The organism is Neisseria sp. KEM232 (assembly GCF_002237445.1).
Taxonomy (GTDB): Bacteria; Pseudomonadota; Gammaproteobacteria; order Burkholderiales; family Neisseriaceae; genus Neisseria.
Genome location: NZ_CP022527.1, coordinates 119,544 through 145,640, shown reverse-complemented (window position 1 = coordinate 145,640; position 26,097 = coordinate 119,544). Strand labels below are relative to the sequence as shown.

The following is a 26,097-nucleotide window of genomic DNA, read 5'->3' as shown; positions in this document are numbered from 1 at the left end:
AAAGGCCGTCTGAAAACATTTCAGACGGCCTCTTGTCTGCCAATCGGGCTTACTGGCGCTGTGCGTCCACGGCGGCGAGGGCGATCATGTTGACGATGCGGCGCACGGTGGAAATCGGCGTCACAATCTGCACGGGTTTGTTCAAGCCCATCAGGATGGGGCCGACGGTGATGCCGTTGGTGGCGTTGACGCGCAGCAGGTTGTAGCTGATGTTGGCGGCTTCGACGTTGGGCATCACCAGCAGGTTGGCCGCGCCGGTGAGGGTGGTTTCGGGGAAGATGCTGCGGCGCATTTCGTCGTCCAGCGCCACGTCGGCCTGCATTTCGCCGTCGATTTCCAACTCGGGATCAAGCTCGCGGATCATTTCCAAAGCCTGCTGCATTTTGGTGGCATCCGCATCGCGGCGCGAACCGAAGTTGGAGTTGGACACCAGCGCGGCTTTGGGCTTGATACCGAAGCGTTTCATTTCGGCGGCGCACATCAGCGTGCCTTTGGCCAGCTGCTCGGCGGTGGGGTTTTCATTGATGTAGGTGTCGGCGATGAAGAAATTGCCTTTGTTGGAAATCAGGGCGTTCATGGCAAAGGCTTCTTTTTCGGGGTTGTTGTAGCCGATCACTTCTTCCATCACGGCGAAGTGGTCGTGGAAACGCCCCATCGTGCCGCAGACGAGGCCGTCGGCACGGCCGAGTTTGACCATCAGCGCGCCGACGAGGGTGCTGTTGGCTTTCAGACGGCGTCTGGCCATTTCTTCGGTCACGCCCAGGCGTTTGCGCAGGTTGTAATACTCTTTCCAGCTTTCTTCGTAGTAGGGGCTGTTTTTGATGTCGACCAGCTCGAAATCTTTGCCCGCCTGAATGGTAAGACCCTGCGCGACGAGGCGCTCTTCGATGAGTTTGGCGTCGCCCACCAGAATCGGGAAGGCGAGTTTCTGCGACACAACCTGTTGGGCGGCGTGCAGCACGCGCTCGTCTTCGCCCTCGGTGAGGACGATGCGTTTGATGTCTTTGCGCGCCTGGTTGAAGACGGGGCGCATAAAGAGGCTGGTTTTGTAAACGAACTCGGTGAGTTTTTCGGCGTAGGCGTCCAAATCGTCAATCGGACGGGTGGCAACGCCGGAATCCATCGCGGCTTTGGCGACGGCGGGGGCGATGCGGGCGATCAGGCGCGGGTCGAAGGGCTTGGGAATGAGGTATTCCGGGCCGAAGGTGAGTTCGGCGTCGCCGTATGCGCCGGCCACTTCCGCGCTGGATTCGGCCATGGCCAAATCGGCGATGGCGCGCACGCAGGCGAGTTTCATTTCTTCGTTGATGGTGGTGGCGCCCACGTCGAGCGCGCCGCGGAAGATGAAGGGGAAACAGAGGACGTTGTTGACCTGGTTGGGGAAGTCGGAACGGCCGGTGCCGATAACCACGTCGGGGCGGGCTTCTTTCGCTTCGGGCGGCCAGATTTCGGGCTGCGGGTTGGCGAGGGCGAGGACGATGGGGCTGACGTTCATGGTTTTCAGCATGTCGGTGCTGAGCACGTTCGGGCCGGAGAGGCCGAGGAAGATGTCTTTGCCGGACACGGCATCGGCGAGGACGCGTTGGCCGTTGTCGGCAACGGCGTAGCGCACTTTGCTCTCGTCCATACGCTCGCGGTCTTCGCGGGTTTGGTAGATCACGCCTTTGGAGTCGCAGACGGTGATGTTTTCGCGTTTCATGCCCAGGGCGACAAGCAAATCGAGGCAGGCGATGGCGGCCGCGCCCGCACCGGAGCAGACGAGCGACACTTGGCCGATGTCTTTTTTCACCACGCGCAGGGCGTTGAGGACGGCGGCGGCGGTGATGATGGCGGTGCCGTGCTGGTCGTCGTGGAAGACGGGGATGTTGCAGCGCTCGCGCAGTTTTTTCTCGATGTAGAAGCACTCGGGCGCTTTGATGTCTTCGAGGTTGATGCCGCCGAAGGTGGGTTCGAGCGAGGCGATGATTTCCACCAGCTTGTCGGGATCGGTTTCGTTCACTTCGATGTCGAACACGTCGATATTGGCGAATTTTTTAAACAGCACACCCTTGCCTTCCATCACGGGTTTGCCCGCCAGTGCGCCGATGTTGCCCAGGCCGAGCACGGCCGTGCCGTTGGAAATCACGGCGACGAGGTTGCCTTTGGCGGTGTATTTGTAGGCGTTCAGCGGATTGTCGTAAATCTCCATGCAGGGCGCGGCGACGCCGGGCGAATAGGCCAGCGACAAATCATACTGCGTGCCCAAGGGCTTGGTGGGGGCGACTTGGATTTTGCCCGGATTGGGATATTCGTGAAAGCGCAGCGCCGCTTCTTTAATCATATCGTCCATGCTGTTTTCTCCTGAAAGGTTGGGGGAGGCCGTCTGAAAAGACGGTCTGTTTTTCAGACGGCCTGTGAAGATTTGCAAATGTGCGATTCTAACACGCGGTAGGCGGCGGCGGGTATGGAAAGGCCGTCTGAAAGCCTGCAAACGGTGCTTTCAGACGGCCTTTACGCGCTATGGCGGACGGGGAATCAGAACTTGCCGCCCGATTCGTTCACCATATACACCACGGCGGCTTTCACTTCGTCGTCCGACAGCGCGGAATTGCCGCCGCGCGCGGGCATCATGCCTTTGTCGGTAAAGCCTTCGAGGGCGTGTTTGAACAGCGTGTCCTTGCCTTTTTTGATGCGCGGCGCCCAGTCGGCCTTATTGGTGATGCGCGGCGAATCGGGAATGGCGGAATTGGCGGCGTGGCAGCCGAAACACAGGCCGTCGAACACTTTTTTGCCGTCGGCGGCGGTTTCGGCGGGCTTGTCCTCCGCTGCGGGCTTGGCTTCTTCTGTCGGTTTGTCTTCGGCAGACGCTTGCAGCGCAGGTGTTTCGGCAGACGCGGCAGGCTGCTGCGTCTGCTCTTGGGCGGCCGGGGCGGCCTCGGATGCGGCCTGAACCGGCGCGGAAACGGCAGCCTCGGACGCGGGCGCGGGTTCGGCAGGTTTCGCCGCCTCCTGCGAACAGGCGGCAAGCACCAGCGCGGCGGTGGAAATCATCGCTAAGTAGATTTTCATGGTTTGTGTCCTTTTCGGTTTCGTTATCGTTGGTCGCCATACCGCTGAAAATGAAACGGTATAACACGGTCGAAATTAACACAAAGGCAGACGCAGGAATTTGAGCTGCGTTAAGTTTTGTCAGGATGCAAGACAAAAGGCCGTCTGAAACCCATTTTCAGACGGCCTCTTTTGATGTGCACGCTGCGCTTTCAGACGGCCTCAGGCGCGCATTCGTCTACGCGGCGATACCACATTTCTTTTTTGTCTTCGCACAGAAACGAAGCCTTGAAGGAATTTTTGCACAGGGCGCGGATGTCGTTTTCGCTCAAATCCAGCGCATCGGCAACGTCGGCGAAATTTTGGTTCATATAGCCGCCGAAGTAGGCCGGGTCGTCTGAATTGACGGTAACGAGTACGCCGCGCCCGAGCATACGGTGCAGGTTGTGCCTGGCTAACTCGCTGACGACTTTGAGTTTCAGATTGCTCAAAGGGCAGACGGTGAGCGGCATTTCTTCGGCAATCAGACGGCGCATCAGTACGTCGTCTTCTTCGGCGCGTACGCCGTGGTCGATACGCTCGACTTTGAGCAGGTCGAGGGCTTCGTAAACGTATTGCGGCGGCCCTTCTTCGCCCGCGTGGGCAACGGCGAGAAAACCTTCGGCGCGGGCGCGTTCGAACACGCGGGTGAATTTTGATGGCGGGTGGCCGACTTCGCTGGAATCGAGGCCGACGCCGATGATGTGCTGCTTATAGGGCAGGGCTTGTTCGAGCGTGGCGAATGCGTCTGCTTCGGAGAGGTGGCGCAGGAAACACATAATCAGGCTGCTGGTGATGCCCCATTTTGCTTCGGCATCACGGCAGGCGCGTAAGATGCCGTTTAACACGGTGTCAAACGCTACGCCGCGAGCGGTATGGGTTTGCGGGTCGAAAAAATTTCGGTGTGCACCACGTTGTCTTCGCGGCAGCGCACCAGATAGGCGGCGGTGAGGTCGTAGAAATCCTGTTCGTGCAGCAATACCGACGCGCCGGCGTAATAAATGTCGAGAAAGGATTGCAGGTTGTGGAAATCGTAGGCGCGGCGCAGGGTTTCGACATCTGGATAGGGAATGGCCACGCCGTTGCGGCGGGCGATTTCAAACATGAGCTCCGGCTCGAACGTGCCTTCGATGTGAACGTGCAGCTCGGCTTTGGGCAGGGCGCGGATAAGGGCTTGGCGGGTCATGCGTATCTTTCGTGGGGAGGGTTGAGGCCGTCTGAATTGGAATTTTTTGAGGCTGCAAATGCGGCAGTTGCGAACCGGTGTAAAGTTCAGGCCGTCTGAATCCCGTTTGGGCGTTTCAGACGGCCTTTGCCTTGCTTTGGCTTTAAGCGACTTGGGTTTGGTGTTCGCCGCCTACGCGCTCGCGGATTGTGCCGAGCCGGTAAACGGTTTCGCCTTCTCCTGCAAGGAACGCGGCCACTGCGTCGGCATCTTCGGCGGCGACCACCAGCACCATGCCGATGCCGCAGTTAAACGTGCGGTACATTTCCTGCGTTTCGACATTGCCCGCCTGTTGCAGCCATTGGAACAGCTTGGGCATTTGCCACGCGCCTGCATCGATTTGGGCGACGGTGTTTTCCGGCAGGATGCGCGGCACGTTTTCGGTGATGCCGCCGCCGGTGATGTGCGCCATGCCTTTGATGGTGAACTGTTTGAGCGCGGCCAGAATCGGTTTGACATACAGGCGCGTGGGGGCGATTACGGCTTCGCGCAGGGTTTTGCCCTTGTCAAATTCCGCGTCCAAATCGGGCGCGTCACGCTCGATGATTTTGCGGATGAGCGAGTAGCCGTTGGAGTGTGCGCCGTTGGAGGCCAAACCGAGTACCGCGTCGCCCGCTTTGATGCTGCGGCCGTTGATGACGCGGTCTTTTTCGACCACGCCCACGGCAAAGCCCGCCAAATCGTATTCGCCTTCGGGATACATGCCGGGCATTTCGGCGGTTTCGCCGCCGATGAGGGCGCAGCCGGATTCTTCGCAGCCTTGCGCGATGCCTTTAATCACGTCGGTGGCGCGTTCGACATCGAGTTTGCCGCAGGCGAAATAATCGAGGAAAAACAAAGGCTCTGCGCCCTGTACCAAAATATCGTTTACGCTCATGGCGACCAAATCGATGCCGACGGTGTCGTGCTTGTCCCAATCGAAGGCGAGTTTGAGTTTGGTGCCCACGCCGTCGGTACCGCTGACGAGCACGGGGTTTTGGTATTTTTTGCCGATTTCGACCAGCGCGCCGAAACCGCCCAAATCCCCCAATACTTCGGGGCGCATGGTGCGTTTGGCAAAGGGTTTGATGTTTTCGACCAGGCGGTCGCCTGCGTCTATGTCCACGCCCGCATCGCGGTAGCTTAAAGATTCGCTCATGTCTGCTCTGCTTTCAAAACGGTAGGGAAAAAACGGGGCGCATTTTACCCGAACTTGCCCCTGCTGTGGCTGCCTGCGGCCGTCTGAAAACCGTTTTTCAGACGGCTTCAAAATCCGTTTCAAGCCCTTGCCCGTGCGGCGCCTCTCCCGCCGTGTTATCCTTCGCGCCTTTACAGCCCCGCCTTTGGCACACTTTATATGTACACCAAGAAAAAACGCGGCCTCTCGCCCTGGATCATCGGCACGGCCTTTTTCCTCGCCTGCGGCGCGCTGGTGCTCGCCCTGCGCGACATTCTGATGCCGTTTATCGTTGCCGCCGTGCTCGCCTACATCCTCAACCCGCTGGTGGAAAAACTGCGCGACAAAGGCGTGCCGCGCGGCGCGGCCTCCATGCTGGTGATGATGTTCGCCCTGCTGCTGCTGCTCGCCCTGCTGCTGATCCTCGTGCCCATGCTGATCACCCAGTTTGAAAACCTCACCAACCGCCTGCCGCAGCTTATCGACTTCGCCCAAAACAAAGCCCTGCCCTGGCTGCACGCCCATTTCGGCGGCAGCCTGCCGCTGAACAAAGAAGCCGCCGCCAACTGGCTGAAAAACCACAGCGGCACGGTGCAGCAGGCCGCCTCGCAAATCGCCCCCGCCCTCATGGCGCAGGGCGGCGCGCTGGCCGTGGGCGTGAGCAACTTCGTCCTGCTGCCGCTGCTGCTTTACTATTTTCTGTTCGACTGGCAACGCTGGTCGCACGGCATCCGCGCCCTGATTCCGCGCCGCTTCATCGACACCTACACCCGCATCAGCCGCGAAATGGACGAAGTATTGGGCGAATTCCTGCGCGGGCAGCTTATGGTGATGCTGATTATGGGGCTGGTCTACGGCACCGGCCTCATGCTTACCGGCCTCGATTCCGGTTTCGCCATCGGCATGATTGCCGGCATCCTCGTGTTCGTCCCCTATCTGGGCGCGTTCACCGGCCTGCTGCTCGCCACCGTCGCCGCCCTGCTGCAATTCAACTCCTGGCACGGCATGGTTGCCGTCTGGTCGGTGTTTGCTGTGGGACAGTTTCTCGAAAGCTTCTTCATCACCCCCAAAATCGTCGGCGACCGCATCGGCCTCTCCCCCTTCTGGGTGATTTTCTCCCTGATGGCCTTCGGGCAGCTCATGGGTTTTGTCGGCATGCTCGTCGGCCTGCCGCTGGCCGCCGTCTGCCTCGTCCTCCTGCGCGAAGGCTCGCAGGTTTATTTCGCCAGCCATTTCTACAAGCACAAATGAACACCGCCCCACTCTGGAACGACGCGCCCGCCGCACAGAGGCCGTCTGAAAACGGCTGCGCGCCACTCGTACGCATCATCACCGCCCCCTCGCTCACCGCCGCCCTGCGCACCCTGCCGTACGCCTTTTCCGTACGCCTGCTGCATTTGGGCGAAAACAGCGCCTCCCCCCTGCTCGACAAGGGCGCGGCGCAGCAAACCGCCCTACCCTTCTGCCGCGACGTCTTCCTCTGCCTCGACGGCTCGCCCGTCGTCTGGGCGCGCAGCCAATGCCCGCCCGACTCCGCCTTCTGGCGCGGCATCCTCAACTGCGGCACGCGCCCGCTCGGCGAAATGCTCTTCGGCGGCGGCATCGCCGGCCTGCACCGCAGCACCCTGCAATACGCCTGCCCCGTGCCCGCCGCCGTCCCCCAAGCCCCGTCCGCTTTCCTCGCCCGCCGCTCCTTCTTCACCCACCAAGGCGAAACCCTCGCCCTTGCCGAATGCTTTTTGCCCGCGCTGGCGGATTTGGTGTCTGAGGCCGTCTGAAAGCGAAATTTCGACAAAGTCAAAACGGCACACAGCGTTAAAAGCAGGCAGTAAAGAGGCCGTCTGAAACGTTCAGACGGCCTTTTGCATTTGTCCGCCGCCCAAGCGCAGCGCGGCAGAAAGGCCGTCTGAAACGCCGCTTCGGCGCAGCCAAACCCGCCTGCGTCCGTGCCAAACGCCACGCTTCTCTGCAGTTTTCCCTCATGCGCTTTCTTCACACAAATCGTGCAAAAATGTAGACAATGTTAAAAATCAGGGAAATAGCCGTTACATACTATTACATTTCCCCCGAATTTTATATATAGTTCCGCCTTTGTCCGTGCCGAGCACATTCCCGAAAACCAAACAAAGGAAAAACCATGTCCGCTTCTACAAAAGAAACCCTCAACCCCTTTGAAATCGCCCGCAAACAGGTCAAAACCGCCTGCGACCGCCTCAACGCCGAGCCTGCCGTTTACGAAATCCTGAAAAACCCCATGCGTGCGCTGGAAGTAACCTTCCCCGTCAAACTCGACGACGGCAGCATCAAAACCTTTACCGGCTACCGCGCCCAGCACAACAACGCCGTCGGCCCCTACAAAGGCGGCGTGCGCTTCCACCCCGGCGTTACCTTCGACGAAGTCAAAGCCCTCTCCATCTGGATGACCATCAAATGCTGCGTTGCCGGCGTGCCCTACGGCGGCGGCAAAGGCGGTGTGATTATCGACCCCAAACAATATTCTGAAGCCGAGCTTGAGCGTGTGGCACGCGGCTACGCCAACGCCATCGAACCCCTAATCGGCGAAAAAATCGACATCCCCGCGCCCGATGTGAACACCAACGGCAAAATCATGTCGTGGATGGTGGACGAATACGAAAGCATCGTCAAAAAATCCGCCCCCGGCGTGTTCACCGGCAAACCCGTCGAATTCGGCGGCTCGCTCGCCCGCAACGAAGCCACCGGCTACGGTGTCAACTTCGCCGCCGTGCAGGCGCTCGCCAAGCTCGGCAAAGACGTCAAAGGCGCGACCTACGCCATCCAAGGCTTCGGCAACGTCGGCTTCCACACCGGTCTTTACGCCCATCAGGCCGGCGCGAAAGTCGTCGCCGTCTCCACCGTCGATGTCGCCATCTACAACGAAAACGGGCTGGACATGGACGCGCTGTTCAAAGAATACCGCGCCAACGGCTTCATCACCAACCAAGCAGGCTACGGCAAAGAAATCAGTAACGCCGAACTGCTCGCGCTGGACGTGGACGTGCTCGCCCCCTGCGCGCTGGAAAACCAGCTCACCTCCGAAAACGCGGGCAAGGTGCGCGCCAAAATTGTGGTGGAAGGCGCAAACGGCCCCACCACCCCCGAAGCCGACGCCATCATGCGCCAAAACGGCGTGCTGGTGGTGCCCGACATCCTCGCCAACTGCGGCGGCGTGGTCGTATCCTATTTTGAATGGGTGCAAAACCTGCAAGGCTACTACTGGGAATTTGACGAAGTGCAGGAAAAACAAACCGTCGTCCTGCGCCGCGCGTTTAACGACATTTGGGACTTGGCGCAGGAATTTGACATTGATCTGCGCACCGCGTCCTATATGATGAGTATTCGCCGCTTGGAAAAAGCGATGAAATTTCGTGGCTGGTATTGATTGCGCCTGATTGAACAGCAGTTGGAAAGGCAGCCTGAAAGCGGGAAATCAGCTTTCAGGCTGCCTTTGCACAGAAAGTTACGCTATGGAAAACATCCTTAAAATCCACCGCACCGTTTTTCCCGTTGAACGCGCCGTGTTTCGCTATTGCCCCCAAAGCGGGCATCAGCCCTACAACGGCTGGGATTTTAATATTGAATGCGGCGAAAACCCCGATCTCACGGCCCGCCACAATCTCTATGGGCGCACCCCCCGCCTGTATGCCGAGCGCGACCCAATCCCCCTTGCAAACAAAGATGATTTGACAGGCACAACCCTGATCCTGCCCGATGCTTGGAACAGCGAGTACAACGAACCCTATTTCACCCTTTACGTTTTTGAACACGGCGACCTGTTCAACACCAAGCTGCAATTTCTTGAAAAACAAGGCAATGCCTACCGCATCCGCCTGAGCGCCCGCATTCCCGCAGGCAGCGTGTATGGCGGCGAAACCCGTCTTGACTTGCAAACATGGATGGAACGTTTGCCCGATGGGGAGTGATGTTGCAAATGGGTTTCAGGCTGCTCCTAATGCCGTCTGAAAGGCAACAGACAGCCTGAAAAACAAAAAAACGTCATTCCCGCGCAGGCGGGAATCTTGCATGGTTTGGGCAATATTGTTTTTCCAAGCATTGCCGCATACCAAACAAGATTCCCGCCTGCGCGGGAATGACGGCGGGACGGGTTGGGGCATTGGGGCTTCTTTGCTGAAACCCGCTGCGCCCGTTTCCAGGCTGCCTTTCACTCCCGCCGATTGCGGATAAGCACTGCCCATCGTAAACCATTTTTCAGGCTGCCTAATGCCGTCTGAAAACCAAAAAAAGCAGCCTAAAAACCCCGTCACAAGGTTTTCAGGCTGCCTTTTTACTGCATCCAATCAAAATCAAGCGGAAACTGGCTTAACGCGGTGCCACCATATCCGCAGGCACAACCAGTTCGTCAAACTCTTCGCCGGTGAGCAAACCCAGCTCGATGGCGGTTTCGCGCAGGGATTTGTCGTTTTTGTAGGCGGTTTTGGCGACTTTGGCGGCGTTTTCGTAGCCGATTTTGCGGTTGAGCGCGGTAACCAGCATCAGCGAGTGGTGCAGGAAGTAGTCAATCTTTTCGGGCACGGGCTCAATGCCGACGGCGCAGTTTTCGTTGAAGCTGTTGCAGGCGTCGCCAAGCAAACGCACGGATTGCAGCAGGTTGTACACGATAACGGGCATGTACACGTTCAGCTCAAAGTTGCCCGACGCGCCCGCCATGCTGATGGCGGTGTCGTTGCCGAACACTTGGCAGCACACCATGGTCATGGCTTCGCACTGGGTGGGGTTCACTTTGCCGGGCATGATGGACGAGCCGGGTTCGTTTTCGGGGATTTTGATTTCGCCCAGGCCGCAGCGCGGGCCGGAGGCGAGCCAGCGGATGTCGTTGGCGATTTTGTTGAGGCTGGCGGCGAGGGTTTTGAGCGCGCCCGAGGCATATACGGCGGCATCGCGACCTGCGAGGGCTTCAAATTTGTTCGGCGCGGTAACAAACGGCAAGCCTGAAAGTTCGGCGAGTTTGGCGGCGGCTTTTTCGGCGTATTCGGGGTGGCTGTTCAAACCTGTGCCGACGGCGGTGCCGCCCAAGGGCAGTTCGTACAGACCTTTGAGCGCGTCTTGCAGGCGGTCGAGGCCGTGGTCGAGCTGGGAAACGTAGCCGGAAAATTCCTGACCCAAAGTCAGCGGCGTAGCATCTTGAAGGTGCGTACGGCCGATTTTGACGATGGGGGCGAACGCTTGGGCTTTTTTGTCGAGCGTGTCGCGCAGGGCTTTCACGGCGGGAATCAGCAGGCGGTTGATTTCAATCGCGGCGGCCACGTGGATGGCGGTGGGGAAGCTGTCGTTGGTGGACTGCGCGTGGTTGACATGGTCGTTGGGGTGGACGGGCTGATAAGCCGCCAAGCCTGTACCGGCGATTTCGTTGGCGCGGTTGGCCAGCACTTCGTTCATGTTCATGTTTGACTGCGTGCCCGAACCGGTCTGCCACACCACCAGCGGGAACTGGCCGTCGAGCTTGCCCGCGAGTACGTCGTCGGCAGCCTGAACAATCAAGTCTGCCTGCTCTTGTTTGATGCGGCCGAGCGCGGCATTGGTGTGCGCGGCGGCTTTTTTCACCAGCGCCATCGCGTGAATCATCGGCTGCGGCAGGGTTTCGCCGCCGATTTTGAAATTCTGGCGGCTGCGCTGCGTTTGCGCGCCCCAATAGGCTTCGGAAGGGACTTCTACATTGCCCATGGTGTCGTGTTCGGTACGGGTGCTCATAGGGTTTCTCCTGTTTGACAAGGTGGAAAGAAAACGGCGTTTTCCGCGCCGTCTCTGCAAATTGATTATAGCTATTGTTTGCATAACTTTGCAAACCGCCTTTTCAGACGGCCTGTTTGCCGCCTTTTTGTAAACGTGTTCTAATGCGTTTTCCCTTCCAACGCAAAGGCAAAAGCCATGTCCCGCGCCCCCATCATCCACTCCCTGCTCGACACTGACCTTTACAAATTCACCATGCTGCAAGTCGTGCTGCACCAGTTTCCGCAGGCGCACGGCGTGTACGAATTCCGCTGCCGCAATAATGCGGACACCGTTTACCCGCTGGCGGAAATCAAAAGCGATTTGGAAGCCGAACTCGACGCGCTGTGCACCCTGAAACTCACGCAGGACGAATTGGACTACCTGCGCGGCCTGCGGTTCATCAAAAGCGATTTTGTCGATTATCTCGAACTGTTCCAGCTCAAACGCCGCTTCGTAACGGTAACGACCGACGAGGCCGGCCGACTGCACATCCGTGTTGAAGGGCCGATGATACAGGCCATGTTCTTTGAAATTTACATCTTGGCCATCGTCAACGAACTCTACTTCCGCCGTTTGGAAACGCCCGAAGTGCTGGCCGAAGGCGAACGCCGCCTGCAAGAAAAGGCAGCCCGCCTGAAAACCTTTGCCGGCAGCCAAAATCCCGAAGACCCGCCGTTTCTCGTTTCCGACTTCGGTACCCGCCGCCGCTACAACCTTAAATGGCAGGAACACGTCGTCCGCACCTTCCACCAGGCCGCACCCGAAGTCTTCCGCGGCACCAGCAACGTTTATCTGGCAAAAAAACTCGGCCTCACCCCCATCGGCACCATGGCGCACGAATTTTTGCAGGCCTTCCAAGCCCTGCACGTGCGCCTGCGCGACTTTCAGACGGCCGCCCTCGAAGCCTGGGTGCACGAATACCGCGGCGACTTGGGCATCGCGCTCACCGACGTCGTCGGCATGGACGCTTTTTTGCGCGACTTCGACCTCTATTTCGCCAAACTCTTCGACGGCCTGCGCCACGACAGCGGCGACCCCTACGTCTGGGGCGACAAAGCCTATGCCCACTACAAAAATCTCAAAATCGACAGCCGCACCAAAATGCTCACCTTTTCAGACGGCCTCGACATCGAACGTTCATGGGCGTTGCACCAATATTTCAAAGACCGCTTCAAAACCAGCTTCGGCATCGGCACCAACCTCACCAACGACCTCGGCCACATCCCGCTGAACATCGTTTTGAAACTCGTCGAATGCAACGGCCAGTCCGTCGCCAAACTCTCCGACAGCCCCGGCAAAACCATGACCGACAACGACACCTTCCTCGCCTACCTGCGCCAGATTTTCCAAATCCCGCAAGAGCGCGCCAACTAGGCAAAGGCCGTCTGAAAGCCTGTTTTAAAGGTTTCAGACGACCTCAACCGTTTGTTTTCCCCTTATTTCCATTATCCGTTATCTATTATTAAGGAATCCGCAAATGACCGTCCGCACCCTGCTCTTGAAAACCACAACCCTTGCCACGCTGGCCGCTTTGGCCGCCTGCGACACACCCCAACCGCCCGCCTCTCCGTCCCCCCGCGCCGAAGCGGCAGGCAACGCGGAAGTTATGTATGAAGCCGAATCCCGCCCCCTGCGCACCGACACCGAACGCTACCAAAAGCAGCCTGAAAACCCCGTCAAAGCCGTTGCCCAAGAGCCCGTTTCCACTTTCAGCATCGACGTCGACACCGGCAGCTACGCCAACGTGCGCCGCTTCCTCAACAACGGCCGCCTGCCGCCCAAAGACGCCGTGCGCATCGAAGAAATCGTCAACTACTTCCCCTATTCCTACCCCCTGCCCAAAGACGGCCGCCCCTTCGCCGTCCACACCCAAACCGTCGATTCCCCCTGGCAGAGCGAAGCCAAACTCATCAAAATCGGCATCCAGGCGCAGGACACCGCCAAAAAAGACCTGCCCCCCGCCAACCTCGTCTTTTTAGTGGACGTATCCGGCAGCATGTCCGACCCCGACAAACTCCCCCTCGTCAAAAAAACCCTGCGCATCCTCACCGAACAGCTGCGCCCGCAAGACAAAGTCACCATCATCACCTACGCCTCCGGCGAAAAACTCGTCCTGCCGCCCACCTCCGGCAAAGACAAAGACACCATCCTGCGCGCCGTCAACAGCCTTGAAGCAGACGGCGCCACATCGGGCGAACGCGCCCTCAGAATGGCCTACGAAGAAGCGCAAAAAGCCTTCGTCAAAAACGGCATCAACCGCATCCTGCTGGCCACCGACGGCGACTTCAACGTCGGCGTGGCCGATACCGAAACCCTCAAATCCATGGTCGCCGAAAAACGCAAAAGCGGCATCTCGCTCAGCACCTTAGGCTTCGGCACCGACAACTACAACGAAGAGATGATGGAACAAATCGCCGACGCGGGCGACGGCAACTACAGCTACATCGACAGCGAAAAAGAAGCGAAAAAAGTCCTGCAACACCAGCTCACCTCCACCCTCGCCACCGTTGCCCAAGACGTCAAAATCCAAGTCGAATTCAACCCCGCCACCGTTAAAGAATACCGCCTGGTCGGCTACACCAACCGCACCCTGCGCAACGAAGACTTCAACAACGACAAAGTCGATGCCGGCGACATCGGCTCCGGCCACAGCGTCACCGCCCTTTACGAAATCATCCCGCAGGGCAAAACCGGCTGGCTCGCCGATTCCCGCTACCAAAAAGCCCCCGCCGCAGACGGCAGCAAAAACGAATACGCCTACGTCAAAGTGCGCTACAAACTGCCCGGCCAAAGCGCAAGCAAACTGATCGAACAACCCGTACCCGCCCGCAGCATCCCGCTCGCCCAAGCCGACGCCGACACCCGCCTGGCCCTTGCCGCCGCCTCCTACGCCCAACAACTGCGCGGCGGCGAATACAACGGCAAACTCGACTGGAATGCCATCGAAAAAATGGCCGCCGCCACCCGCGCCACAGACCCCTACGGTTTCATTGCCGAGTTCCAAGAACTCGTCGGCATCGCCAAAAGCCTGAGCAGCAAGCAGCCTGAAAATAAAGGCGAGTGAAGACGAGTAAACCGCAAAGGCCGTCTGAAAACGGGTAAACGGTTTTCAGACGGCCTCCTTCCAATCGAAAACAATCCTTCACACCATGAACCACAATATTTCCGACAAAAAACTGGCCGTTTTAATCGATGCCGACAATGCCTCCGCCGCCATCGTCGAACCCCTTTTGGCCGAAATTGCCAAATACGGTATCGCCAGCGTCAAACGCATCTACGGCGATTGGAGCAGCGGCCTGAACAAATGGAAAGAAGCCCTGCTGCCGCACGCCATCATCCCCATCCAGCAGTTTGCCTACACCAAAGGCAAAAACTCCACCGACATGGCAATGGTGATCGACGCGATGGATCTGCTTTACAGCGGCACATTCGACGGCTTCTGCATTGTATCCAGCGACAGTGATTTCACACGACTGGCCTCACGCATCCGCGAAAGCGGGCTGACCGTTTACGGCTTTGGCGAACAGAAAACACCCGAAGCCTTCCGCCGTGCCTGCGACGCCTTCATCTTCGTTGAAAACCTGATTCCCGCCGACGATAAAAGTTCAACGCAAAGGCCGTCTGAAAAAACTGCCGCCGACACAGCCGCCCTCAACCAACTCATCTGCCGCGCCATCAAAGAAACAGCCGACGAAAACGGTTGGGCACAGTTAGGCGCTGTGGGCAGCTACATCAGCAAAACCCAACCCGACTTCGACCACCGCAGTTACGGCTACGGCAAATTCTCCGATCTCGTGCGCGCCGCTCCCACCATCGAATTCAAAACCGGCACTTCGCCCTCTGATTTGTATGTGCGCAAACAAAGCTTCCGCCGATTCATCCGTCTGGTGCAGGAAACCGTCGAAGCCCATGCCGACGCGCAAGGTCTTGCCGCTCTCAACACCACTTGCAGCCGCATCCGCTTGGCCGATCCCGATTTCAACCCGAAAACACTGGGACACAAAACCATCTCCCAGGCCGTCCGTGCCATCCATAGCGGCTGGATTGAAATCGTCGTCCAAAACGACAAAGAATATCTCCGCAACCTCAAACGCATGATGTAATCTTTCAGACGGCCTCCCACCAACCGAACAAGGACCAACCCGATATGGAATTAACCGAAACCAAAATCAGCAGCGAGCCGATTTACGAAGGCTCTTTCGTCACCATCGCCCGCGACACCGTGCGCCTGCCCAACGGCAACGAAGGGCAGCGCGTCGTTATCCGACACCCCGGCGCGGCCTGCGTGCTGGCGGAAACGGCCGACGGCGAAATCGTCTTCGTGCGCCAGTGGCGCTATGCGCTGGGCGCGCCGCTGCTCGAACTGCCCGCAGGCAAACTCGATGCGGGCGAAGATCCCGCCGCCTGCGCCCTGCGCGAGCTGGCCGAAGAAACGCCCTACGCCGCCGAGCGCGCCGAGTTAATCGCCACTTTCTACACCGCCCCCGGCTTCTGCGACGAAAAAATGTATCTCTACCGCGCCGTCAACGTCAGCAAAACCAGCCGCCTGCAACCGGATCAGGACGAATTTGTCGAAACCGTCCTGCTCACGCGCGACGAAGTGCGCCGCGCCCTTAAAAACAACGAAATCCAAGACGGCAAAACCCTGATCGCCCTGCAACACTGGCTGCTGCAAGATGCCGTCTGAAAAACGGTTTTTCAGACGGCATCTTGCTGTCAAAAGCACGGCAAAGCCTTTATAATCGCGGCCTTTCCCGCCAGACAAAACACAACGGAGCACAATCATGGACTTTGCAAAAGCACGTTTCAATATGGTCGAACAACAAATCCGCCCGTGGGACGTGTTGGACTTCGACCTTCTCGACGCGCTGGACGGCATCCCGCGCGAAGCCTTCGTCAGCCAGGAGCAGCAGGGCTACGCCTATGCCGATATGACGCTCGCCCTGCCCAACGGCAGCGCCATGCTCGAACCGAAAGTCGTCGCCCGCCTGATACAGGGGCTTGCCCTGAAAAAAACCGACAAAGTGCTGGAAATCGGCACCGGCTCGGGTTACGCCACCGCCGTGCTGGCCAAGCTGGCGGGCGAAGTGGTTACCGTAGACATCGACCCCGCACAGCAGCAACGCGCCAAAAGCGTGCTCGACGGACTGGGTTTCGACAACATCGTCTACGCCGAAGGCGACGGCCTCGCCACGCAGAACGCCGCCGCCCCGTTTGACGCCATTTATGTCGGCGGCGCGGCCGAGGGCGTGCCCGAAGTACTGAAAAACCAGCTCAAAGACGGCGGCAGGCTGGTGATCGTTACCGGCCGCGACCCCGTGCAGTGCGCCCGTCTGATTACCCGCGAGGGCAATCAGTTTGGCGAAAAAGTGCTCTTCGACACCATGATTCCCTATCTGAGCGACAAAACCGCCAAGCCTTTCGGCGACTTCGATTTTTAAAACCTGTTCAACACGCCGCGCAGGAGCGATGTTTGGCGCAGGCCGTCTGAATTTCAGACGGCCTGCACTCTTTCGCCCCTGCTTTAAGGAATGTAATCCATGACCGACATCACCCAACTCACCCCGCACGAACTGCAAGCGCTCCTGGCCGAACAGCCCGACACCCTGCTGCTCGACGTGCGCGAGCCGGAAGAAACCGCCCTCTGCGCCCTGCCCGGCAGCGTGTCCATCCCGATGGCCGAACTGGCGATGCGCCACAACGAACTGCCCGACGACACGCCCATCGCCGTCTACTGCCACCACGGCATCCGCAGCCAATATTGCGCCCTTTATCTGGCCGACGCGGGCTTTGCGCCGCTCTACAACCTCAAAGGCGGCATCGACGCCTGGGCGCGGGATCTCGAGCCCGATATGCCGCGCTACTGAGCGCAAAGCGGCCGCCCGCTACGCTGAGGCCGTCTGAAAAAAGGCCGTCTGAAAGCGCAAACCCGCGTTCAGACGGCCTTATTCCGTTTGGCAGATACCCTAAATCCAGCCCAGCGTATTGGCGAACACCAGCACAATCGCCACCGGCGCGATAAAGCGCAAGGTGTTGAGCCACAACACCAGCACCGCCTGCGGCACGGTGCTGCCCTCGCGCATATGCTGCAGCACCTCCGCACGGTTTTGCAGCCAGCCGACGAACACCGACACGCTCAATGCGCTCAGCGGCATAATCAGCGCGGTAATCATGTAGTCCCACAAGTCAAACAGCGTCTTGCCGAAAAACTTCACCTCCGCCATCACGCCGAAGGACAGCGCCGACGGAATGCCGACGATAAAAATCGCCGTGCCGATCAGCCATGTGCGGCTGCTGCGTTTGGCCTCGTCTTCGCGGATCACCGCCGCAATCACCGTTTCCAGCATCGAAAACGCCGAAGTCAGCGTGGCGAACACCACCAGCAGCATAAACACCGCAAACAGCACGCTGCCGAAGGGAATCTTCATAAACACCGCAGGCAGCACCATAAAAATCAGCCCCGGCCCGGAACTGGGCTCGAAACCGAAGGCGAACACGGCGGGGAAAATCACCAGCCCGGCCAGCAGCGACACAAACAGGTTCATCCACATAATGCTGTGTCCCGAGCGGAACAAATCCTGCTTGTTGTCCAAATAAGAGGCATAAGTAATCATCGTCGACACGCCGATGCTCAGCGCGAAAAACGCCTGCCCCAGCGCGGTCAGCATCGACTGCGGCGTGAAATACGACCAGTCCGGTTTCAGCAGGAAAGACACGCCCGCCATCGCATCCGGCAACGTCAGCGAGCGCACCGCCAGCACGACAAACAGCACAAACAGCGCGGGCATCATATAGCGGTTGGCCTTCTCGATGCCGTCTGAAATACCGCTTTTCACCACCCACACCGTCATCAGCATAAACAGCCCCTGATAGGCAATCGAACCGACGGGATCGGCAATCGTCGCCGAGAACAGCGCGCCGAAATCCGCGCCCGCGTGAATTTCGCCCGTAAAGGCGTGCACCACATAATTGAGCACCCAGCCGCCGACCACGCTGTAAAACGACAGCAGCACAAAGCAGGCGAACACGCCCAAACGCCCCACCCACGGCCAGATTCTGCTCGACGAGAGCGCTTTGAACGAATCCACCGCATTCTTGCCGCTCTTGCGGCCGATATAAAACTCGGCAAGCTGCACCGGCAGCGCCACCAAAACGGTAAACAGCAGAAACAGCAGGAAAAAAACCGCACCGCCGTTGGTGCCGGCGGTGTAGGGAAATTTCCAGATTGCGCCCAGGCCGATGGCCGAGCCTGCAGCGGACAAAATAAAACCGATCTTGGAAGACCAGGTGGAAGGGGTTTTCATCAACACATACCCGAATGTAAACAAGAAGCGCGCGATTTTAACAAAAAGGCCGTCTGAAAAAAGCGCCCGCCGCGATAAGGCAGGCTTTGTGCCGAAGAGCCCCGCAACACGCATTTATCTTTCCGAAAAACCTGTTTTCAAAACACGATATTCTGAAATTCTCTTTTAAAAGACGTTTTATATCGTTTTAAAACGTTAAGGCCGTCTGAAATATTACGCAGTCGTATAATCGCGCCTTTTTTCAGACGGCCTCTCCTTTACACTCCGTAACAAACCCCTACCGGCCGCGCCACCAAAACATAACATGAAAAAAAGCCTGTCCGTTATCCTAATCTACACGCTGGTGCTCTTTCTCAGCGAAACCGCCTACCGCGCCGCTTACGGCATTGCCGCCGACATCTCCGGCTACCCGAGAATCCTCGCCTACACCTGCGCCCTCTGCGCCGCCTTTTATTTTGCCCGATACACATTCAGCCGCCTGCTGATTTTCGTGTTTTTCGCCATTGCCGCCGTCGGCAACAACATCCACTACGAAATCTACAAAACCTGGCTCACCGCCGTAAACGCCTATCTCGCACTGATCGAATTTGGCGAAGTGCGCACGGCGGGCGCCGACATGACGGGCAGGCTGGCGGTACACGTTTTGTGGGGCGCCGCCGAATGCGCTCTGTTCTGCACCCTGGCGCTTTGGAACAAAAAACGCGGCGGACGGCCTGCCGCCGACATCCTGTTTTTCGCCGCGCTGGCGGTGTCCGCCGCCATGGCCGCCCGCACAAAGGACACGCGCAGCATTAGCCCCAAAGCCAAATACGCCCGCATCGAAGCCGCCTATCTGAGCCTAGGCGGCGTGTTCGGCAAAGTCCTGCCCACCTACCTCTTCGGCCGCAGCCGCATTCCCGCCTACCTGCACCCCGCGCCGCAGAAAACCGGCGCGCCGCAGATCAGAAACATCGTGTTTCTGGTGGGCGAAAGCGAAAGCGCCCGCCATCTCGGCCACTTCGGCTACCCCAAAGACACCACGCCGCGCCTGTCGGCCTTCGCCAAAGAACACCCCGACGCCTGGATAGCCGAAGCCTACTCCGCCGGACTGATGACCCGCGTCGCCCTGCCCATGCTGTTTAACGCCGTGCCCCGCCCCAACGGCTTCATGCAGATATCGCGCGGCGACACCTCCCTGATGCGCCTGGCCAAAGAACAGGGCTATACCAACCACTTCCACAGCGCCCAGGCCGAAGGCGAAATGCGGATAATGAACCTGCTGGGCATGAAGTGGATCGACCGCCTCACCTACTCCGGCAGCTTCGGCTTCGGCGCGGAAGAAAGCATGCCCGACAAAAACCTCGTCAAACAGCTCAAAGAAACCGACCTGTCGCAGGGCAGGCATTTCATCGTCCTCCACCAGCGGGGCTCGCATATGCCCTACGGCAAGCTGCTCGAACCGCAGGAGCAGGTATTCGGCACGGCCTCGCAAACCGACAAATACGACAACACCGTCCGCCAAACCGACACCGTCCGCGACGAAATCCTCCAACACCTGCAAAGCACGGGCGGCAGCGACTGGATTTTCATCTACACCTCCGACCACGGCCAGCTCGTCAACGACAAAGACGCCGCAGCGGGCGTTTGGCACGAAGACGTCTACACCGTGCCCCTGATGGTTTACACCCCCGACAGCGCCTTGCAGGCACAGGTCAGACAAACCTTCTCCGCCTGCCGCCGCAACCACCACTACCAACTGTCTGCCTGGATAATCGGCCTGCTCGGCTACAGCTACCCCGCCGCCCCCTGCCTGCCCGCCTATGTGACGGGCAACATCCTCAGCGGCGATGCCGGATATATGGAAATCGACGCAAACGGCAACCGGAAGATGATCGGCAACTGAACACCGCCTTGCGGCTTGCAAAACGCAGACAGAGGCCGTCTGAAAAAACCACATCCGCGTTTTTTCAGACGGCCTCAACCTTTCAGACGGCCTTTCAGATTTGAAAACCACGTTTTCACTCCGTTTAAGCTTTCCTTTCAGACGGCCTTTCGGGTTTCAGGCCGATTTGAGGCCGTTTCCGCCTTCGCGGGAATGACGTTTCTGAAACCTATCGGACAACGGCGTCCCCTCTCCCGCTCGTACCCCTTCGGGGCATAAACGGGGGAGGGCTAGGGGCTGTTGACATTCAGCTTGCGAGACGGTTTTTTGAGTAAAAAATGCCCGAATGCAAGGAAAAAAGCGCAGCAATGTTGGACACCTTGCGAGCATTTTTGACGCGGCAGGCGGGTATTTTTTGCCAAAAACACCGCCGCAAGGCTGATTGTCAACAGACCCTAGGGTGGGGGTTCGCGCCGCTGCGGAAATTTTTGCGGGAGCGGCTGCGGCGGGAAATGCAGTTCTGCGAACTGCCACCCCCACCCCCAACCCCCCGCGCTTGGGGTGCAGGGGAGGTAGTCAGGTGCGCGGCGGGATTTTTGATTTCAGACGGCCTTTCGGGTTTGAAAACCACGTTTTCACTCCGTTTAAACTTCGCTTTCAGACGGCCTTTCGGATTTCAGGCCGATTTGAGGCCGTCTGAAAACCCTGTTTTGCAGGCTTTCAGACTGCCTCCCCCTTTCACCCCCGCCCTGCAGCCGGTACTCATACAAAGCCGCGCCGAGGGCTTCGACTGCGGCGCGTACGCGGGCGGGTTGTTCGCGGTTGAGGGTAACGAGGTAAATCGGGATTTTCGGCAGCGTCCATTGCGGCAGGATTTCGATTAGGCGGCCTTGGGCGAATTCGCCGTCAAACTCGGCGCGGGCGCGCACGGCGATGCCGAAGCCTTTGAGCAAAAGTTCTTTGGATAACAATCCGTTGTTGCACAGCATTCGGGCTTTGGGGGCGATGCGGACGCTGCCTTGTGCGGCATGGGTAAACACGTATTCGGCGGGCGCGGCATCTATCCATTGCTGGGCGGGCAGGTCTTGCGGCGTACGGATGGCGGGTGCGGCGGCGAGATAGTCGGGGCTGGCGCAGAGTACGCTTTCGGTTTCCAAGAGTTTGCGGGCGATGAGCTGCGGGTCGTTGAGGGCGTGTGCGCCGCCGCGTATGGCGATGTCGATTTGTTGGCGGTAGAGGTTGCTGAAGCTGTCGTCCACGTGCCATTCGACGGTGAGCGCGGGGTGTTGCGCGAGCAGGTTTTTCAGGCTGTCGGCAATCGGCAGCGCGCTTACGGAAGTGAAGCTGGCGATACGCAGTGTGCCTTCGATTTCGGTTTTCTGCTGCTCCAAAATCCGATGGGCGCGCTCTGCGCCGTGCAGCATTTGCAGGCAGGCTTGGTAAAAGGCTTCGCCGGCGTTGGTGGACGAGAGGCTGCGCGTGGTGCGGTTGAGCAGCTTGATGCCGTGCTGCTGTTCGAGCTTGGACACGGCAAGGCTGACGGTGGACACGGTCAGACCCAAGGCTTTTGCCGCCTGCTGCATGGACTGGTGTTTGATGACTTCGGCGAATATCGCCATGGCGCGGAAATCGTGCATATCGGTTTTCTCTAATGTTTTTTAAATGCCGCTATTCCTGAGCAGGCGGGAATCTTGGTTGGCATTCGGCTATTTCTGATAGAACAATCGGCCGGTTAAAGGGTAGAAAAGATTCCCGCCTGCGCGGGAATGACGGCATTTAGGAAGTTGGCTTGCTAAGCATTCAGGCCACCTGAAACCCCGATTATTTGAAACAATCAAAAAGTTTTTTCATCATTATGCGGTTTTTCTCTGCCAATAGCCAGCCTACAATGCAGCCATTCCCTTTCGGGCAACTGATTTTAAGGAGCAGCAAATGGAAAAAACCGTGCCGCAACATCTGCAAAACCATCGCGGTTTCGCCCGCGCCTTCCGCCCGGGCAGGCTCACGCTGGGCATTATTTCGCCGTTTATGGGCTACGCCGATTCGCCCTTTCCCGACATGAGCGACTTCACCGCGCTGGTGAAACAGGCCGACAACAGCGGGCTGGGTGCGCTGTGGGTGCGCGACGTGCCGTTTTACGACCCCAATTTCGGCGACGCGGGGCAAATGTACGACATCACCGCCACGCTGGGTTATCTCGCCGCGCTCACCGAACACATCACCATCGGCTCGGCGGGCTACGTTTCGCCGCTGCGCGAGCCGATACTCACCGCCAAAGAAGCCGCCTCCGTCGACCAGATGAGCGGCGGGCGTTTTGTGTTGGGTCTGGCAGGCGGCGACCGCCCCAGCGAATACCCCGCCTTTGCCAAAGAGTTTGACAACCGCGCCGAGCGTTTCCAAGAAAACTGGCAAACCATCCGCCGCCTCACCGAGCAGAGCTTCCCGCGCTTCGACACCGCACACGGCGGCCGCTTTTACGGCAATTTGGATTTAACCCCCAAGCCGACCCAATCGCGCCTGCCGATGATGACCGTCGGCCGCGCGCGGCAGGATTTGCGCTGGATTGCCAACGAATCCGACGGCTGGCTGTGGTATTCCGCCGACCTGCCGCACCTGAAAAAACTCTTGGCGGAACTCGATGCGTTGAACGAAAGCGGCATCTGGCGGCCGTTTGGCACGTGCAACTTCGTCGAGCTTTTGGAAGACGCAGACGCGCCGCTGCAAGTGTTCAACGGCATCTACCTGCGCGGTGGTCATAAAGCCATTGCCGACTTTTACGCGCAGCAGCAGGAAATCGGCGTCTCGCACATCGTCGCCAATCTCAAACCCACCCGCCGCCCGCCGCTGGAAACCATGCAGGACTTTTTGGAAAACATCGTGTCGCAGTTTGATGCGGGCAAATAAAACTGAAGGCCGTCTGAAAACCCCAAACAGGGTTTTCAGACGGCCTTTTTGATTTTTCAGACGGCCTCCCGCCCTTCCCGCATTGATGCCCGCACAAACACGGATAACACCGCTTCGGCAGATTGGCAGGGCAACGTTTTCAGGCTGCCTGCACGCGGTGATGCCAGTCTCGGATGATGCGGCTCGTATCGATGTCTGCATTCGCGCAGCGCACCAGCGTGCCGCGGTTGTGCGGGATGCGCGCGCTGCCGTCCGCCCAATCAAGCACGCGCACGGGGCGGCGGTGCGCCATCCAGCGGCTGTGCGGGTCGGGGTCGTCGTCGGGCGAAACGGTATAGGCGTCGCCTGCCACTTCAACCAGCGCCACCAGTTGCCCGCCGCGTTTGACGGCAACAATATCGCCTGCCTGCATGGTTTCGCGAAACGCGCGGATTGCCGCCGCGCCCTGCGGCCACTCGCCCAGGCCGATAATGCCGCGCTGCAGAATGCCCGCCAGATGCGGCGCAAACTCAGCGGCTTGGCCGCTTGGGTGGATTTGCATATGCCAGTAGTTCATGGTTTTCCTTTGGCTTGGAGCAGCCTGAAAAGGGGTTTCAGACGGCCTCTGTTTCAAACCGCCTGCACTGCGCCGCGTTTCAGACGGCTGCCGAACTGTTCGAGAAAATGCAGCATCAGCTGGCGGTCGGCTTCGGCTAGATCAGAAATCAGCAGGTGGATTTTATGGGTTTTGTCAAACAGGCGCGGGCTGCCTTCGGCCAGCAGGTCGGCTGCGGTGCATTGGAAGATTTCGGCCAGTTCGAGCAGACGCATGACGTTGGGCATAATCAGGCCGCGTTCCATACGCGAGACGGCTTCATTGCCGATTTGCAGGATTTCGGCCACCTGCTCCTGAGTGAGGCCGCTTTCCTGACGGTATTTGGCAATGGCTTTGCCGATGCGTTTGTTGATTTCGCTGTGGTTCAGGTTCATTTTTGCATCCGATTGGTCTTTAAAAGTTGGATATTCGCCTTTTAAAAACGAATATTTAAGGACTTTTAAATATGGTAAAACAACCTTTAGATACGGATAATCTGTGTACAATCCGCCGCGCGGCCAAAGAAGCGTTTCCGAAAGCCGTTGAAGCGGCGGCGGCTTTCAGGCTGCCTTTGTTCCCATCCCGTTCAGGAGACACGCTATGAGCAACACCCCCGCAATCATGCAGAATCCCTTAACCAACAAGGGTACCGCCTTTACACTGGAAGAGCGCGAACGCTACGGCCTCACCGGCCGCCTGCCCGCCGCCGTGGAAACCCTCGACCAGCAGGCTGCGCGCGCCTACCGCCAGTTTTCGTCTTACGAAAAAGACATGGAAAAATATATCTTTCTCGACCAGCTTCACAACCGCAACGAAATCCTCTACTACCGCCTGCTCACCGACCATCTGGCCGAAATGCTGCCGATTGTGTACGACCCCACCGTCGGCGAAGCCATCAAAAAATGGAGCCGCGACTACCGCCGTTCGCGCGCCGTCTATCTCAACATCAACCGCCCCGAAGCCGTCCGCGCCTCGTTTGAAACTTTGGGGCTGGGCGCAGACGACGTTGATCTGATTGTGGTTTCCGATGCGGAAGAAATCCTCGGCATCGGCGACTGGGGCGTGAACGGCACCGACATTTCCATCGGCAAACTCGCCGTTTACACCGCCGCCGCGGGCATCGACCCCGCCCGCGCCATCGCCGTCAACCTCGACGTCGGCACCGACAACGAAATCCTGCTGAACGACCCTGCCTATCTCGGCAACCGCCACGCCCGCGTGCGCGGCGAACGCTACGACGCACTCATCAAAACCTATCTGCAAACCGCATCCGAACTCTTCCCCAACGCGCTTTTGCACTTTGAAGACTTCGGCCCGTCCAACGCCCGCCGCATCCTCGTGGAAAACCGCGACCGCTACCGTATCTTCAACGACGACATGCAGGGCACCGGCGCGATTGTGATGGCCGCCGTATTCTCCGGCCTGAAAGTTACCAAACAAACCTTTGCCGAACAACGACTTGTCGTGTACGGCGCAGGCACGGCCGGTACCGGCATGGCCGACCAGATCAGCGCGGCGATGGAGCGCGACGGCCTCTCGCGCGAAGAAGCCCGAAAGCGCGTCTGGCTTATCGACATCAACGGCCTGGTTACCGACGACATGCCCGATCTGCCCGACTACCAGCGGGAATACGCCCGCTCCGCTGCCGAAGCGGCGGACTGGGCGCGCAAAGACGGCAAAATCGGCCTGCTCGAAGTGGTGAAACAGGTCAAGCCCACCATCCTTATCGGCACCTCCACCGACCACGGCGCGTTTACCGAAGAAGTGGTCAAAGCCCTCGCCGCAGGCGTGGAACGCCCGATTTTGCTCCCCCTGTCCAACCCCACCGAAAAAATCGAAGTCATGCCCGCCGACGCGGTTGAATGGACGGACGGCAAGGCTTTGATTTCCGTCGGCATCCCCGTGCCGCCCGTACCCTATAAAGGCACGGACTACCACATCGGCCAGGCCAACAACGCCATGCTCTACCCCGGCCTCGGACTGGGCGTGATCGTTTCCGGCGCGAAACAGGTAACCGACGGCATGCTGCTGGCCGCCGCCGAAGCCGTCGCCTCGCAGGTCAATCCGCAGGATTTGGGCGCGTCGCTGCTGCCCCCTGTGGACAACCTGCGCGCCTCCTCCGCCACCGTCGCAGTCGCCGTCGCCAAACAGGCCGCCAAAGACGGCGTAGCGGCGAAGCAGCCTGAAAACTGGGTGCAGGCCGTGCAGGATGCGATGTGGCAGCCGGTTTACAGATAAGGTTTCAGGCTGCCGTTTGAC

21 protein-coding genes and 1 pseudogene are annotated in these 26,097 nt (G+C 58.8%); 13 read left to right on the top strand and 9 right to left on the bottom strand.

What is annotated here, in order from left to right:
- Nucleotides 1-49: 49 nt before the first annotated feature.
- From CGZ77_RS00625 to purM, 4 genes and pseudogenes are all read right to left on the bottom strand, one after another.
- Nucleotides 50-2,329 (bottom strand): NADP-dependent malic enzyme, encoded by a 2,280-nt coding sequence (locus CGZ77_RS00625; protein WP_009427490.1) that lies wholly within the window; start codon nt 2,327-2,329, stop codon nt 50-52.
- Nucleotides 2,330-2,514: 185 nt separating this feature from the next.
- Nucleotides 2,515-3,048, bottom strand: coding sequence for a cytochrome c5 family protein (locus CGZ77_RS00620; RefSeq protein ID WP_094030826.1), 534 nt, complete (start codon nt 3,046-3,048; stop codon nt 2,515-2,517).
- Nucleotides 3,049-3,239: 191 nt separating this feature from the next.
- A pseudogene (locus CGZ77_RS00615) lies at nt 3,240-4,252 on the bottom strand (adenosine deaminase).
- 142 nt (nt 4,253-4,394) lie between these two features.
- Nucleotides 4,395-5,429 carry a phosphoribosylformylglycinamidine cyclo-ligase gene (gene purM, locus CGZ77_RS00610; protein ID WP_009427487.1) on the bottom strand — a complete coding sequence of 345 codons (1,035 nt, stop codon included), beginning with the start codon at nt 5,427-5,429 and terminating at the stop codon, nt 4,395-4,397.
- Between the two features lie 198 nt (nt 5,430-5,627).
- Between purM and CGZ77_RS00605 the strand changes: the two genes are divergently transcribed.
- From CGZ77_RS00605 to CGZ77_RS00590, 4 genes are all read left to right on the top strand, one after another.
- Complete coding sequence (locus tag CGZ77_RS00605) at nt 5,628-6,698, top strand: AI-2E family transporter (protein WP_094030825.1); 1,071 nt, start codon at nt 5,628-5,630, stop codon at nt 6,696-6,698.
- Nucleotides 6,695-7,225, top strand: a complete 531-nt coding sequence (locus CGZ77_RS00600; RefSeq protein WP_009427485.1) for a chorismate lyase — start codon at nt 6,695-6,697, stop codon at nt 7,223-7,225. Before CGZ77_RS00605 ends, CGZ77_RS00600 begins: the two co-directional genes overlap by 4 nt.
- A 359-nt stretch (nt 7,226-7,584) precedes the next feature.
- Entirely contained in the window at nt 7,585-8,847 is a 1,263-nt protein-coding gene (locus CGZ77_RS00595; RefSeq protein WP_094030824.1) for a Glu/Leu/Phe/Val dehydrogenase, read from the top strand.
- 85 nt (nt 8,848-8,932) lie between these two features.
- Nucleotides 8,933-9,388: a hypothetical protein gene (locus CGZ77_RS00590; RefSeq protein WP_094030823.1), complete on the top strand. Its 456-nt coding sequence runs from the start codon at nt 8,933-8,935 to the stop codon at nt 9,386-9,388.
- A 397-nt stretch (nt 9,389-9,785) separates the two neighbouring features.
- On the opposite strand, the gene fumC is transcribed toward CGZ77_RS00590, so the two are convergent.
- A complete protein-coding gene (gene fumC, locus CGZ77_RS00585; RefSeq protein ID WP_094030822.1) occupies nt 9,786-11,174 on the bottom strand; it encodes a class II fumarate hydratase in 1,389 nt (462 codons plus the stop codon).
- A gap of 177 nt (nt 11,175-11,351) precedes the next feature.
- Here fumC and pncB point away from each other — a divergent pair, with 177 nt between their 5' ends.
- From pncB to CGZ77_RS00555, 6 genes are all read left to right on the top strand, one after another.
- Entirely contained in the window at nt 11,352-12,569 is a 1,218-nt protein-coding gene (gene pncB, locus CGZ77_RS00580; protein WP_094030821.1) for a nicotinate phosphoribosyltransferase, read from the top strand.
- Nucleotides 12,570-12,672: 103 nt separating this feature from the next.
- Nucleotides 12,673-14,259 (top strand): VWA domain-containing protein, encoded by a 1,587-nt coding sequence (locus tag CGZ77_RS00575; RefSeq protein WP_094030820.1) that lies wholly within the window; start codon nt 12,673-12,675, stop codon nt 14,257-14,259.
- Nucleotides 14,260-14,344: 85 nt separating this feature from the next.
- Nucleotides 14,345-15,298, top strand: a complete 954-nt coding sequence (locus CGZ77_RS00570; protein WP_009427478.1) for an NYN domain-containing protein — start codon at nt 14,345-14,347, stop codon at nt 15,296-15,298.
- A gap of 44 nt (nt 15,299-15,342) precedes the next feature.
- A complete protein-coding gene (locus CGZ77_RS00565; protein WP_009427477.1) occupies nt 15,343-15,882 on the top strand; it encodes an NUDIX hydrolase in 540 nt (179 codons plus the stop codon).
- A gap of 97 nt (nt 15,883-15,979) precedes the next feature.
- Nucleotides 15,980-16,636, top strand: coding sequence for a protein-L-isoaspartate O-methyltransferase (locus tag CGZ77_RS00560; protein WP_009427476.1), 657 nt, complete (start codon nt 15,980-15,982; stop codon nt 16,634-16,636).
- Between the two features lie 99 nt (nt 16,637-16,735).
- Nucleotides 16,736-17,062 (top strand): rhodanese-like domain-containing protein, encoded by a 327-nt coding sequence (locus CGZ77_RS00555; RefSeq protein WP_009427475.1) that lies wholly within the window; start codon nt 16,736-16,738, stop codon nt 17,060-17,062.
- 99 nt (nt 17,063-17,161) lie between these two features.
- Here the strand turns inward: CGZ77_RS00555 and CGZ77_RS00550 are convergent, their stop codons facing one another.
- Complete coding sequence (locus CGZ77_RS00550; protein ID WP_036496851.1) at nt 17,162-18,499, bottom strand: sodium-dependent transporter; 1,338 nt, start codon at nt 18,497-18,499, stop codon at nt 17,162-17,164.
- A 304-nt stretch (nt 18,500-18,803) separates the two neighbouring features.
- Here CGZ77_RS00550 and CGZ77_RS00545 point away from each other — a divergent pair, with 304 nt between their 5' ends.
- Complete coding sequence (locus CGZ77_RS00545) at nt 18,804-20,381, top strand: phosphoethanolamine transferase (RefSeq protein WP_094030819.1); 1,578 nt, start codon at nt 18,804-18,806, stop codon at nt 20,379-20,381.
- A 623-nt stretch (nt 20,382-21,004) separates the two neighbouring features.
- Here CGZ77_RS00545 and CGZ77_RS00540 read toward each other — a convergent pair.
- The gene (locus tag CGZ77_RS00540) at nt 21,005-21,997 is read right to left on the bottom strand and encodes a LysR family transcriptional regulator (protein ID WP_009427302.1); all 993 of its coding nucleotides are present in this window, start codon (nt 21,995-21,997) and stop codon (nt 21,005-21,007) included.
- Between the two features lie 295 nt (nt 21,998-22,292).
- Here CGZ77_RS00540 and CGZ77_RS00535 point away from each other — a divergent pair, with 295 nt between their 5' ends.
- Complete coding sequence (locus tag CGZ77_RS00535; protein ID WP_009427304.1) at nt 22,293-23,264, top strand: TIGR03571 family LLM class oxidoreductase; 972 nt, start codon at nt 22,293-22,295, stop codon at nt 23,262-23,264.
- Between the two features lie 139 nt (nt 23,265-23,403).
- On the opposite strand, the gene CGZ77_RS00530 is transcribed toward CGZ77_RS00535, so the two are convergent.
- Nucleotides 23,404-23,820 carry a hypothetical protein gene (locus CGZ77_RS00530; protein WP_009427305.1) on the bottom strand — a complete coding sequence of 139 codons (417 nt, stop codon included), beginning with the start codon at nt 23,818-23,820 and terminating at the stop codon, nt 23,404-23,406.
- A gap of 53 nt (nt 23,821-23,873) precedes the next feature.
- A complete protein-coding gene (locus tag CGZ77_RS00525) occupies nt 23,874-24,233 on the bottom strand; it encodes a helix-turn-helix domain-containing protein (RefSeq protein WP_009427306.1) in 360 nt (119 codons plus the stop codon).
- Between the two features lie 205 nt (nt 24,234-24,438).
- Here CGZ77_RS00525 and CGZ77_RS00520 point away from each other — a divergent pair, with 205 nt between their 5' ends.
- Nucleotides 24,439-26,076, top strand: a complete 1,638-nt coding sequence (locus CGZ77_RS00520; RefSeq protein ID WP_009427308.1) for an NAD-dependent malic enzyme — start codon at nt 24,439-24,441, stop codon at nt 26,074-26,076.
- The last annotated feature ends 21 nt before the right edge of the window (nt 26,077-26,097 follow it).